This window comes from Mycobacterium lacus (assembly GCF_010731535.1).
Lineage (GTDB): Bacteria > Actinomycetota > Actinomycetes > Mycobacteriales > Mycobacteriaceae > Mycobacterium > Mycobacterium lacus.
The window spans coordinates 3,698,987-3,712,146 of sequence record NZ_AP022581.1; the positions used below are offsets into that span (position 1 = coordinate 3,698,987).

The following is a 13,160-nucleotide window of genomic DNA, read 5'->3' on the forward strand; positions in this document are numbered from 1 at the left end:
GGCGCAGGGCAACCTGAACAGTATGCCTTAGATCACGGTGTCCGCCAAATCCCGGCTGGCCATGGGTTGCGTTGCGAGCGGTCCACTACATCGGCAGCGCGCCGGCACCCAAGTAGTGTTCGGCACATGCGTCTCCGATGCGGAGACCAGATCGTCTGCGCGCCTCCTCGACGTTGCGTACGACCTTCGGGTACGCCGGGTTCGGCACAAGACGAGCGACAAGAAAGCGTTGCCGAAGGTCCCGGCCACCTGTCGGCATGGCTATCTGGCGGCAAACGCGGTCGAACGCACGGGTGTCAAGACGCCAGCGGGAGTATCCGACCAAGACCCGACGATCGCACTCGCCGCGTCGACATCCCACGCCGCGCACCAGCCGCGCCACTGTACTGACCGCGACCGGCGTCCGCGTCACGCTGGCCCGCCTGTCTGTTGCACATGGCGCTGCAGCCCACGCGCCTCCACACGCTCCACGGGGGTGGGTTCGCCTTGCCCTCTCTCGTGTTGACATCGTTCCGATCGCCCGGCGACAAGGGCGACGAATGAATTTTCCACGAGTCACGCGGCACCTTAAATGCTTCAATTCTCTTCAAGACACCATCCGTTGGTAATTTTGGAGGACCGGGTCCATTAGGCAAATCTTGGTCGACACCGATATGGGAGTGGACGACGCGGCCGCCCTGGCCTGGCTGCTGGTCAGCGCTGAGCCATCCGTCGAAGTCATAGGTGTCAGCACTGTCTTCGGCAACACATCCGTCGAGAATGCCGCATCAAACGTCTTCGCCCTCCTCGACTGCCTAGGGCATAGCGACGTTCCAATCGCTGTCGGTGCTGCGGTGCCCCGCGCACGGCCACAAAGTCACCTCGGCGCGTTACTGCACGGCGACGATGGGCTGTGGGGGTTCGCGCCGCGAAACAATTTCACCCCGCGCGATCGCAACGTCGCCCGCTTTTATCGCGACGTCCTTCGATCGCATCCCGACGCCATTCTGTTGACACTTGGTCCGCTCACCAACCTCGCAGCTGTATCTGCCGCGGATCCAGGTGTGCTGCATGGCTTTTCCCAAATCGTCGTGCTCGGTGGCGCGAAGGTGGGAGGCTCCATCACGCCCGTTGCCGAGATGAATTTCTGGCAGGATCCGGAAAGCGCAGCAGAGGTCCTGGCCCAGGCGCTCCCGGTTGAGCTCATCGTGCGCGACGCGCACGCAGAGTTCGTCCTCACCGACGAGGAAGTCCACGCGCTCTGTGCCGCCGATTCGCCCGCGGCGCGCTTCCTAGCCGGCCCGCTGTCGCGCTACGCCACCGTCATGTCCACTATGGCGGAGGGGCAGCTCGGCCTACCGGACGTCGTCGCTGCCGTCTACGCTGCGGTCCCATCGGTCGGACTCGACGTCCGCCCAGCCTGCGTAAAGGTGGTTACCGAGGGAGATTCGCTCACCCGTGGTCAGTCCATCATCGGGTTGACTGCCACCGAAAAGATTCCCATGTACGACGACCTAGACAACCTCGAAGCAGCGGTGACGCGAGCCGCCATGGACGCAGGGTTCGATCTTGGGGCCTATTTGACTACCATTGCGGCCCTGGGGAAAGACAATGCGAACGTCGTGATGAGGGTCGCGGCGGACCGCATCGCCAGCATGTTCATGCACGCAATCACGGCCCGTAAATGGAGGACAGGTTGAATATCCACGCGGCTATTTTTGACCGTGACGGCGTGCTCATTAGCTTCGATTGGGAGCGCGCGCAGGACGAGCTCCGGCGTATCACGCGCCTGCCGATGGACGAGCTGGGACACCGCTGGCATGCCTGGCGCGCCGGGCGAGCCATCGACGACGAGATCGACGAATTCGAGCAAATTCGCGCATTTCTGTCGAACGTTGCGCGCGAACTCCGGCTTGGCCCTAAGGCACATGACGAGCTGGTGCGGCTCGATTACACAGTGTTTGCTGAGGGGTACACAGACGCGCGGCCAGCGTTGGAGGAGGCGCGGCGGCGCGGACTCAAAGTCGGCGTTCTCACGAACAACAGCATGTTGGTGAGCCCGCGCCGCATGCTGCTGAGGGCCGCTCTGGATGATCTCGTCGACGTCGCGCTGAGCTCCCAGATGATCGGGGCAGCCAAGCCCGACCCACGGGCCTATCGAGCGATTGCGGAGGCCCTAGGCGTTGCGACGACATCGTGCCTGTTCTTCGACAACGTCGCTCCCTGGGTCGAGGCCGCGCGGTGCGCCGGTATGCGCGCATACCTCGTGGATCGCTGCGGGGAACCGCGAGAGGGCGTCGTGCGCGATTTGTCCAGCCTTGCAGCGATCCTGGACGAGGCAGGTGTCTGCAAGGCAGAACTAGGATGACGGATGACGAGCGGACATCGCCAAGACGCTTCGCCCAGCAAACTGCAACGAGTGCGCTGCGACGGCCCAACCCCGGCCGACACGTCAGCATCGGGTTGATCGAGCGGGCAGATCACCGCCTTTGGGGCCTTTCGGCACCGTCGGCGCGATGGGTGAGCAGTTTCGCCCGCTCGGATCCCCACCGGTCGAAGAACCCACGACAACGTCACTAGAGCCGAGCATGGCGACAACAGGCAAGCCCACTCCATCGGAGATGGAGCAATGTAACAGCGTTGGATCGGTCAAAGTTCAGGCCGTGATGTTCAGCCGGCAAGCTCATGAGAGGTTCCGAAGTGCAGGCGATTTCGGGATGTGTGCCGGCGCGGGAGCCGCGGGCGCGCAATTTCGATGCGGTGCGCCGACGTGGTCGCTGAGCGGGTGGCCAAGTCGCGGGGCCGGATCTCGGCCAAGCGGTTGTTGCCGATCGCGAAGGCTGCCGGCTATGATGTCGACCGTCACGTAATTCCCCAGGGCTGCCGTCACGGAATTCCCCAGGTGCGGGCCTCGATGGTATGTGTACCGTGCCCGCGGTGGCGTTGTCTAGCTGACGCTGCGTCCGGGCCGTTTGCGGGGCCGGTAGCTGGGTCCGTCCATGAGGATCTGGTAGCTGCTGTTGATGATCCTGTCGAGTAGCGATTCGGCGACGACCGGGTTCGGGAATAGGCCGTACCAGTCGTTGGGGGCGCGGTTGGAGGTCAAGATCAGCGGCTTGCCGCTGACCGCGCGTTCGTTGATTAGCTCGTAGAGGTCGTCGGCGTGCATGGTCGTGTGCTCGCGCATCGCAAAATCATCAAGAATCAACACGAGCGGTTTGGTGTATTCGCGGATGCGTTGGCCCCAACTGCGGTCGGCGTGCCCGCCGGCGAGGTCGGCGAGCATCCGAGAGGTTTTGGCGAAACGGACGTCGCCGCCGCGTCGGGCTACAGCATGCCCGAGTGCTTGTGCCACATGGGTTTTGCCTACCCCAACGGGTCCGTAGAGGATGACCGACTCGCCGGCGTCGAGCCAGCGCAGCGCGGCCAGGTCGCGCAGTATGGCGGCGGGCAGTTTCGGGTTGGCGGAGAAGTCGAAGGATTCGAAGGTGGCTTGTTCTTCGAACTTCGCGCGGCGGATGCGCCGTGTCAGGGCGGCCGATTCGCGGCGGGCGATCTCGTCCTCGCACAGTGCTTGCAGGAATTCGAGGTGCCCGAAGTCGCCGTTGCGGGTCTGGGCTAGCCGGGCGTCGAGGGTGTCAAGCATGCCCGACAGTTTCAGAGTGCGCAGCGCGTTGCGCAGCGCGGGGTCACAAATACCCATGAAGTCGTGTTCTCCTTGTGAAATAGCTTATGTGGGTTGTGATTCGGTCAGATTCCGGGACCCGGGTGACTTTCAGCCGACTCCGCCGGTGTCGCCGGTGGCGAACTGGTCGGGGCCACGCAGGAACGCCGCGGTAGTGGCGGCGGCGCCGGTGGCCGGTTCGGCGGTGGTGGCGTCGTGTTCGGTGCCGGCGGCCAGGATGCCCTTGATGGTCCGATACGCCGGGTCGCCGACGGCGATCGCGCAGGCGCAGGCGGCTTCGAGCCGATCACAGCCGTGCTTGTCGCGCAGCCCGAGCACTCCTTGCGCCGAGCGCAGGTGGTGGATCGCGTTGTCGCGCATGAATTCGGCGATCACCGCTTCGCAGGCGGGGCCGACCTGGGCGGCGGTGTGCCGACACCAGGTGGGGTTTTCATCGCGAAGGCGACCTTCTCCGGCGGGTAGTGGGAGAAGTCGGTGGAGCGCCCGAGGCCCGCCGCACATGGGTGGCGACGACCTCGTTGTGGGCAAAGATCTGCACGATGTCACCGGCGGTGCGGGCGTGCAGGCGCCGCCCGATCAGCCGCCATGGCACGCTGTAGAGGGCCTTGCCGACCTTGAGGTGCGTATCGACCCCCACGGTGCCGATAGACCAGGTGGTGAGTTCGAACGCGTGGCGCGGCAACGGTTTCAACGTATCGGCCTCGATCGCTTCGAACACCCGCAGCGGCTGGCCGCCGTCGAGGGCCCGTGAATGTCGTAGCCCGGCCACCTCCCGGCTCCACCGGGCCGCCTCGCCCTGCATCTGAGCCAGCGAGGTGAACTCGCGGCCCCGCCAGAACGAATCCCGCACATACGGCATCGGCCGCTCGACACGAGGTTTGTCCTGGGCTTGAACGCCCGGGCCGGGTCGATCAAGCAGTCGTAGTGGGCGGCCAGCTCGGCGTAGGTGCGGTTGATCTTCGGGTCATATAGGTCGGGCTTGTCCACCCCGGTCTTGAGGTTGTCGCACACCAGCCGGGCCGGAATACCATTGAAGAATTCGAATGCCTCGACATGGCAAGTGCACCAGGTGGTTTGGTCCATCCTGACCACAGGGCGAACGAACAGGTGCCGCGAGCACGACAGCACCATGACAAACGCCCACACTGCGACTCGCTTGGCTGTGGCCGGGTTCAGCCACATTCCTAACCGGCCGTAGTCGATCTGCGCTTCGCTGCCCGGCGGCACTTCGCCGCGCGGCACGCTCACCCGAGCACGAGCCACCTCATCGGCGAAATTCATTGCCACCCAACGCCGCACAGAGGACTCCGACACGTCGACCTGATGGTCGTCACGTAGCCGCTGCGCGATCGTGGCGACCGTAACATCGGCGTGCAGCCAGTCCTGATCCGGTCGCTATGCCGGTCGATCAACGGCCACGTCGATGCCCGCGCGCCGCGATCATCCAGTCCGGGAAACCACTGCGCGATCCGCGCCGCCCACTGCTCGGCGCTCAGCGGTTCTCCGCCTGGGCCAATGCCCTCGGCGACCGCCGGGGCCAGATACTTGCGGATCGTCTTACGATCCATCCCCAGCGACTGCCACAACTGCACCTGTGAGCGACCAGCCTGCCAATGCGTGTACAACTCGATCAGATCGAACATCTCGATATCTCTCCTCGCCATCAGTGCCCCTTCGTCCGCCGTACTCCGACGGATCAAGAGCGAACATGTGTGCGAGGCCCACACCCGGCAGACACACCGCCCAGGGTGGGGAATTACCTGACAGCCAGGGTGGGGAATTCCGTGACGGACAACCCCTCAAACCTGGGGAATTGCGTGACCGCTGACACTATGAGGGGTCGCCGCGGAACTTCCGTCGGCTGGTAGCCGAGGAGAAAGCGTTGTGGCGCAAGGATAATCATCGGGGTTGCCGCCCGGTGATGTGGTAGCCGGGTGAATACCTGGTGATCGATTGGGCCGAGGCCGCGCCGGGGTTGTTCGTGTTCTGCGCGGTGCTGGCGTTCTCGCGGTGGCGGTTCGTGCGGTTTGCCGCCGATCAGAAAGCCTCCACGACGCTGGCGATGATCGCCGAGGCGCTGGCCGCGATCGGTGGGGTCCCGGCCAAAGTGCTGGCTGATCGGACGGGCTGTCTGAAGGGCGGGGTGGTCGCCAACGTGGTCGTCCGTCCCCACGGCCCAGTATGTCCGTTTCGCCACGCATTACGGTTTCCGCCCGGATTGGTGTGAGGCGGCCGATCCGGCCTCCAACGGCATTGTGGAGCACCTGTGTGTTGGCGCCGTTGCCGTCGCTGCGCGCGGAGATCAGTGCGGCCTCGGTGACCCGCAAGGCCGACCGGCTCGCGTGTGCCGGCTACGGCTCGGCGCGCTACTCGGTGCCCACCCGGCTGGTCGGCCAGCGTCAGCATTGTCATCGACCACGGGGGGCTGCTGGTCGTCGAGCCGGGCACCGGGGCCATCGTGGCCGAACACGAACTCATCGCCCCCGGAGAGACGTCAACCTTCACGTCAATGTCGACGCCTCATCGATTGCTCTCCTCGACCAGCCGCAGCGCGCTCAAAATCCCAGCCCGAACTACCGTCTCCGAGCAGAAAAGTGTCTTTGCAACCCACAACGGGGGGTACGGCGGCTTGCAATGTCGTGATAGCCACTCACCCGCTCGTCTGATTTGTGTCCCTAGAAATGCGCCGCCCTGCTTTTGCCAATGCGCCAGTGCTTGAATGCAGTATGCGGTCTCTTCCGCAGTGGCCGGACCGTCGAAGAATCCCCAAGAGCCGTCGGACCGCTGGGTATCAAGAATCCACTCAATCGCCTCCGCGCACAGTGCGTCATCGTAATTACTGACAGCACGTATCAGATGCGAGGTCGTATAGTATGCGGATCGGTGCCATTTATCTCGCCAGCAGCAGCTCCCAGGTTCCTTGCTTGATCGGATGAAACTAAGAATTTTTTGTACTCGAAGATCAGATTTGTCGAAACCCGCCTGCTTAAGCGCGCCGAGCACGTGGACATTTGTCGATATTGACGGGCCAACTTCGTGGGAGTAGGTGCAGAACCAGTCAGCTTCTTCAAACCTCAAGACGGCGGCGAGATCCGGGGACCTTCCGAATTTCGACAAAACTTCATAGGCCACACTTGTAGTATCGCAATCTTCCAGCGTAGAGTAGCCGGTCCATCCCAACCCTCGACCGGGGTGCCAATGTTGTTCGACCTGATCAAGATAAGGTTGACATGCGCCAACGACCTCTGGATCGGATAAATCTATCTCGATAAGCGAGAGATTCCAGAGCGACCAAACGAGCTCGAAAATCTCCGCTTGATAGAACGCCGGTGCGCCGCCATTGGAAGCTTGAATTATCGATGAGATGTAGCCCAGGGTGTGCTTATCTCTGGGTTTAACATATAATGCGTAGTACGCCGACGCCGACGGCGAATACATGACTGATCCGTTTGTCTCCCGCAGATTATCTGGATCCAGGATGTGGAGCCTGTCATGACCAGCCATCTCCACAGAGAAGGCTGCGGCGATGTGCCGCGAAATTCTTTGTCCGGCGAGTTTTCTAAGCTTCTTCTCGCGCATTCCAGCAAGCTCACCGAGGATGCATTTCCCGTGGCCAGTGATAAGGCCAAATTCCTCCGCCTCGGCCACAAGCGTCGGCGCGATCAACTCAAACCCGACTGTGGCATCGTTCATATCGAGTCCGAAGCCTTCGACGGCAGCAGAGGCCAGGTTCTGCAGGGCTAGCAAACCCTTTTGAACGTGTCTTGCGTACGTGCGCCGATGGTTCCCTGACACCAGGCTGATCATGGCCGCCAAGGTGGACAGCAGTCGATCCGCGTAGCAAAAAGGGAACGCGGCGCCCCAGGAGCCGTCGGAAAGCTGATTCTCACAAAGCCAGTCGACGGCCAGGTCGCCTAGTCCATCATCGATCTGCCCCAGCCTGGCAACCCACGCCGTGTCATAGGCCGTGCTTGAAATACCGTTGCCCAGTGCCGCTTTCGCCAGCAGCAAACTGAAATTATCCATACCTTCAGGCCTGTGCGAACCAGATGCCATCGTGAACACAACCCACACCGAAAACCCTGTCACGCTGAGCGTGATATCTGTTGCGCAGCAAATTCAGTTGATCGTCTGACATCGTTGAATAATCCGGCTTGGGCCGGAAATGGCGAAGATAAATATGATCGTAGAGTATTCTCCGGAGCACCGTTTCATTCATATAATAGGTCGGGGCGGCAGTATAATACAGGCTGGTCTTTCCGGAGCAGAGCATGGGGACATCAAAGACGGTGAAGCGTCCGAATCCGATGTATATGTCGGCTCGCTCAATATATTCTCCGTAATAGCCTTCGATAACTTCTCTTCGCGTGGGCGGCTTCCGATGCGTCTTGTACCATGTGATAGCAGATCGCGCGACAGCCTCGACGGCGTCGCTGCCGAAAATACCGTAAAAGAGTTTGTGTTCCAAGTTGGATGATGTGCGGATCATCAGTTCATCGAATAGGCCAGTGACAGCAGTCCCTTGTGTGGTCGAGGACAGTCGTCTTTTATAATCACCATAAAAATGAACGCGGACATTGTGTTCTTTATATAGCGCCAGAACCTCCGCGTCGTTGGCAACCAATGCCATTCCGTCGATTGCCTGCGCGATGTATCGCTCACCGCGATCTAGCAGGTCTTCGCCAAAGATCGGCGCGATCACCGTTTCGATGCCGTGGCTGAAGAGCATCGTGAAGATACGAATAGATTGATGCAAGGCTGCCTGCAAATAATCGCCGTGTTGCTGACCATGTTCGAGCTGATACCAGCGCCGCGTGCCATCGACGGGAAGGACGCAAACTTTCGGCCCGCGGAGACGCACGGTGTCTGCAACCGCGCTCATCGAAAGCGCCATGAATTCTTCCTCGCTAGGTGTGTTCATGTTCTTTCTCCGTAGTGATTGCGGGGTCCAGCGGGCCGGGCCGCGTTTATAGAGCGTTGAGCAGTGACCTGCACCTTGTGCTGATTACGGGGCCGGTCAGCCCGTGGCTGGCAAGGATATGGTCTCGGCTGGCGTGTGGAATATATGCCGATGGGAGAGCCTGGGTGTACATACGTATTTGTGGGTCCATTCGGCCGATGTGATGGCTGAGGCGCATGCCGATCCCGGAGTCGCCAATCGCGTCCTCGACACACACCGCGATGTGGTGCTGGCTGGCCAGTTCGGCGAGAACCGGATCGAGCGGCCAAATCCATTGTGGGTCGACCACCGTTACCCCGATTCCGCAGTCGCTGAGGCACCGGGCGGCGTCTATGCATGCTCGGCTCATGGCGCCCACCGCAACCAGCAGCACGTCGCGCCGCAGGGCTGGCGGTGGTACCTGCAAGACATCGACGCCGCCGACTGTCTGTATTGCGGTGATCTGTTTGCCCACGGCGCCTTTGGGGAAACGCACTGCCGCGGGACCCGCAATCTCGACCGCGGTACGTAGCTGTTGTCGCAGCCGTGGCGCGTCGCGCGGACAGGCGATCCGTAATCCAGGAACGCAGGCCAGCAGCCCCAGATCCCACAATCCGTGGTGGCTTGGTCCGTCGGGCCCCGTAACTCCGGCCCGGTCAAGCACGAGCGTCACCGGCAACCGGTGCAACCCGATGTCGAGGAGAAGTTGGTCAAAGGCGCGGTGCAAGAAGGTGGAGTACAGCGCGACAACGGGATGGGTTCCCGCGGTGGCCAGGCCGGCTGCAGACGCGAGCAGATGTTGTTCGGCGATGCCCGAATCGAACACCCGATGCGGGTATCGTCGAGACAGCGCACCCAGACCAGCGGGCAGCCGCATCGCCGCGGTCAGCCCGACAACGTCGCATCGATCCTCGGCGATGCGGACCATTTCGTCCTCGAACACATCGGTCCAACTCGGCTGGCTGGGTGCAGTAGGGCGCCCGGTGGCGACGTCGACCACGCCGCAGGCGTGCATGCGGTCGCTCTCGTCGGCTTCGGCTGGCCGATAACCCCGGCCCTTCTCGGTCACTGCGTGAACGACCACGGGCCTAGCTGCCGCAACCGCCGCTCGTAAGGCCGCACATGTGTCCGCGATGTTATGTCCATCGACCGGACCGATGTAGGCAAATCCCATCGCCTCAAATATGTTCGACCCGCTGAATGTGCCGAGGCGAAGTTGCTTTAGGTGTGCGGCCAGGGCGCCCGCGGTGGGGTCGTAAGAGCGACCGTTGTCATTGACCACGACAATCACCGGCCGGGCGGCCGCACCGAGGTTATTCAGGCCCTCCCATGCCACGCCCCCGGTGAGAGCACCGTCGCCGATCACCGCGACGACGGCTCGATCGTGCTGCCCTTGCAGGGCCAATGCTTTGACGATGCCGTCCACCCACGCGAGGCTGACCGACGCATGGGAGTTCTCAACCCAGTCGTGTGGCGATTCACACCGATTGGGATACCCCGATAGGCCATCGGCATGGCGCAGCGTGGCGAAGTCTTTGACGCGGCCGGTGAGCAACTTGTGCGGATAGCTTTGGTGTCCGGTGTCGAACACCACGATGTCATGTGGCGAGGTGAACACTCGATGCAAAGCGATGGTCAACTCCACCACGCCAAGTCCAGCGCCGAGATGACCGCCAGTGGCTGTCACTGTTTCGATGAGTTGTCGACGGATTTGCTCGGCCAGCACTGGAAGCTGGCCTTCCGGAAGCGCGTGAACGTCGCACGGACCGCTGATCGCGGTAAGCACGTCGCCGTGTTGGTTGCGAATCGCAGTCGTCATAACGCGCGCGCCTGTTTGGGCAGGGCAAACCTCACTGTCTCGGTCGCCACCGAGCGCTCCACCAACGTGATCGGGGCCAGTACGCGCAGCGCATCAACAACCTCCTCGACCAATCGTGGAGGCGCCGACGCACCCGCGGTGATGCCGACGGTCGAGACCGAGGACAGCCATTCGGGCACAATGTCGTCGGGACCATCGATCAAATGGGCCGGCGTGCCGGTTCGCTCGGCCAACTCGACCAGACGCTGCGAATTCGATGAATTACGTGAGCCAATGACCAACACAACGTCGCACTCACTGACAATCGCCTGCACCGCGTGCTGCCTGTTCGTGGTGGCGTAGCAGATGTCCTCCGAGGGGGGTTGGCCCAACGCGGGAAACCGGGCACGCAGCGCCTCGATCACATCCGCCGTTTCATCAAGTGCCAGGGTTGTCTGAGTCAGGTACGACACCGGGGTGCCCTCCGGCAAGTCCAGCGCCGCTACGTCGGCGGGTGTTTGCACCAATATTGTTGACCGCGGGGCGACCCCAAGCGTGCCTTCGGACTCCTCATGTCCGGCGTGCCCGATCAAAACCACCGTGTCACCACGGGCGGCAAAACGTGCGGCTTCAGCGTGGACTTTCGCCACCAGCGGGCAGGTCGCGTCGACGACCCGCAGCCCACGCTCATGGGCGCAAGCGCGCACTGCCGGGGAAACCCCATGCGCGGAGAACACCACGACCGCCCCCGGTGGCGCCGGTTCGGGAATCTCATCGAGGTCCTCGACGAAAATCGCACCTTTCTGCTGCAACTCGGCAACCACAACTTTGTTGTGCACGATTTGCTTGCGCACATATACCGGACCAGCGGCATCGTCGAGCACCCGTTCGACTGCTTCGATAGCGCGTTCTACGCCAGCGCAAAAGGAACGCGGCGAAGCTAACAGCACCTTCAATTCGCCAGCAACGGGCTCCTGCACGGCCGGTTCGCCAAAGAACTCGGACATCAGCGCTCCCGGCGGCAAATCAGTTCGGACAACGCGATCAGATCTTGGGTTCTCACGGCGTCGGGCAGCGCCGCGACAGCGGCCTGGATCTGTTCATCGGCACATCGCTGCACGGCCAGTCGGCCCCCGGCGACCTCAATCAGCGCGGCCGCCCGATCGATATCAGTCGCTGTCATTGCGACACTAGATTGATAGAGCGCTGCGAGTTCTATCGCTGCTTCGGATTTCGAGTTCAGTGCCGCTACCACCGGCAGCGTCGCTTTACGCCGAGCAAGATCATTGCCTGCTGGCTTTCCCGTCACGCCAGGGTCACCCCAGATGCCAATCAAATCATCGACGCATTGAAACGCAAGCCCTAACTCATAACCAAACCGTTCCAACGCAGCAATCGTCGGGTCATCTGCATTGGCGCTCAAAGCTCCTAGGGCACAACAACAACCCATCAGCGCCGCGGTCTTGCGCCCCGCCATATGTAGGTAGTCGTCGACCGTAACTTCCTGGTGGCCTTCGAATGAGCAGTCCTCGAGCTGGCCTACGCACAAGTCCAGGCACGACGCCTCCAAGCGCATGATCGCCTCGAGTGCGACAGAATGATCTCGCAAGTCGGTCAGTATTCGAATCGCTAAGGCGTGCAGTGCATCTCCCAGCAGGATGGCCTCATCGACGCCCCACACACTCCACACCGTCGGTCGTCCCCTGCGAGTCGTGTCCCCATCCATCACATCGTCATGCAGCAACGTAAAGTTGTGCACCAATTCGACAGCAGCCGCAACCAGGACTGCATCGACGGCATCACCGCCACAGGCCGCAGCCACCGCACAGACAAGGGCGGCGCGAATGAACTTGCCCGACGATCCGGCTACCTCAGATCTATCGGAATTCCACCAGCCAAGATGATAGCCCGCCATCGTCGCCAACGGCTCACCCAAGGACTCGATAGCCATGTGCAACACGGGATCACAGGAGGTTCGAACGCGTCCTAACAATGTTTGCGCAACATCGGAAGGAATATTCCCAAGAAATCCTGTCTCCAGAGTCAACGCGCCTCCCGTAAGGTCCGCGGCCCCTACCATTACATCGGACACAAGGAATCCGATCAAGGAATACTCAAGCCGAGGGCAATTGTCAATACCTGTGTTGGATTGGGATTACTACGCGGCCTCCTACTGGGGTACCGAGCGCCTCACTCCACAAAAGCCACCAACCGCTTTCAAGAGGCACATATACACCGCACCCATGTGACACTGCAATCAACTCGCCCACTTCTTTGCATCGCGTCCAGATGATTTACATCGCGTCCAGGTCGGATGATTGCATTCGCTTTGAATGTAAATGCGAAGTGGGGGACTCATCTGATGTTATCGCGGGTTGGCGGACCTGAGGCACTGGTCGGAATCCCTTGCCCCGCTTATGGTATGAACTCTTCGTAGAGCCGAGGTGAAGAAGGGAATTCCGGCGTTGCGCATGTTTAGGATATTGGCGCCGGTTCTGGGTGACCAGAACATCGTGATCGAGGATGTGGCGATCGAGATGGCGACAAGGGGCCGAAACAAGCCGCAGACCACCCGGGTGCTGGTGTTCTTGGTGCGGCCCAAGACATCCCAGGCGAGCCGCTGTTCGCGGTGTTGAATGGCGTGCTCAGACGATGACGCCGGAGGTACGGACGGAAACAGTAGACGGCGGTGGCTCACCCTAGGATGTGGGGACAACGAGGGCGTATCCACAGGCTGTGATGCCGCGAACCGCCGATTT

The 13,160-nt window shown here is 61.7% G+C and carries 8 protein-coding genes and 3 pseudogenes; 4 read left to right on the top strand and 7 right to left on the bottom strand.

Features of this window, described 5'->3' with window-relative positions; translation table 11 throughout:
- Positions 1-638 precede the first annotated feature (638 nt).
- Entirely contained in the window at positions 639-1,679 is a 1,041-nt protein-coding gene (locus G6N24_RS17020; protein WP_139822469.1) for a nucleoside hydrolase, read from the top strand.
- Entirely contained in the window at positions 1,676-2,347 is a 672-nt protein-coding gene (locus G6N24_RS17025) for an HAD family hydrolase (protein ID WP_085161653.1), read from the top strand. Before G6N24_RS17020 ends, G6N24_RS17025 begins: the two co-directional genes overlap by 4 nt.
- Positions 2,348-2,926: 579 nt before the next feature.
- On the opposite strand, the gene istB is transcribed toward G6N24_RS17025, so the two are convergent.
- Together istB and istA are read right to left on the bottom strand one after the other, a co-directional pair.
- Positions 2,927-3,682 carry an IS21-like element helper ATPase IstB gene (gene istB, locus G6N24_RS17030; RefSeq protein WP_085161386.1) on the bottom strand — a complete coding sequence of 252 codons (756 nt, stop codon included), beginning with the start codon at positions 3,680-3,682 and terminating at the stop codon, positions 2,927-2,929.
- 72 nt (positions 3,683-3,754) lie between these two features.
- Positions 3,755-5,307: pseudogene (gene istA, locus G6N24_RS17035) on the bottom strand (IS21 family transposase).
- A gap of 188 nt (positions 5,308-5,495) precedes the next feature.
- Between istA and G6N24_RS17045 the strand changes: the two are divergent.
- A pseudogene (locus G6N24_RS17045) lies at positions 5,496-6,270 on the top strand (DDE-type integrase/transposase/recombinase); the annotation flags it as partial.
- A 217-nt stretch (positions 6,271-6,487) separates the two neighbouring features.
- On the opposite strand, the pseudogene G6N24_RS17050 reads toward G6N24_RS17045, so the two are convergent.
- The 5 genes and pseudogenes from G6N24_RS17050 to idsB all read right to left on the bottom strand — a co-directional run.
- Positions 6,488-7,720, bottom strand: a pseudogene (locus tag G6N24_RS17050) (type B diterpene cyclase); the annotation flags it as partial.
- Positions 7,695-8,585: a diterpene synthase gene (locus G6N24_RS17055; RefSeq protein WP_085157599.1), complete on the bottom strand. Its 891-nt coding sequence runs from the start codon at positions 8,583-8,585 to the stop codon at positions 7,695-7,697. The gene G6N24_RS17055 and the pseudogene G6N24_RS17050, both read right to left, overlap by 26 nt.
- 46 nt (positions 8,586-8,631) lie before the next feature.
- On the bottom strand, positions 8,632-10,389 hold the full coding sequence (locus G6N24_RS17060) for a 1-deoxy-D-xylulose-5-phosphate synthase (protein ID WP_372514510.1): 1,758 nt from the start codon (positions 10,387-10,389) through the stop codon (positions 8,632-8,634).
- 29 nt (positions 10,390-10,418) lie between these two features.
- On the bottom strand, positions 10,419-11,408 hold the full coding sequence (ispH, locus tag G6N24_RS17065; RefSeq protein WP_085157593.1) for a 4-hydroxy-3-methylbut-2-enyl diphosphate reductase: 990 nt from the start codon (positions 11,406-11,408) through the stop codon (positions 10,419-10,421).
- The gene (gene idsB / locus G6N24_RS17070; protein WP_085157591.1) at positions 11,408-12,481 is read right to left on the bottom strand and encodes a geranylgeranyl diphosphate synthase IdsB; all 1,074 of its coding nucleotides are present in this window, start codon (positions 12,479-12,481) and stop codon (positions 11,408-11,410) included. The genes ispH and idsB overlap by 1 nt, the downstream gene beginning before the upstream one ends.
- A 391-nt stretch (positions 12,482-12,872) precedes the next feature.
- Here idsB and G6N24_RS17075 point away from each other — a divergent pair, with 391 nt between their 5' ends.
- Positions 12,873-13,037 (top strand): hypothetical protein, encoded by a 165-nt coding sequence (locus G6N24_RS17075; protein ID WP_163745550.1) that lies wholly within the window; start codon positions 12,873-12,875, stop codon positions 13,035-13,037.
- Positions 13,038-13,160: the final 123 nt, after the last annotated feature.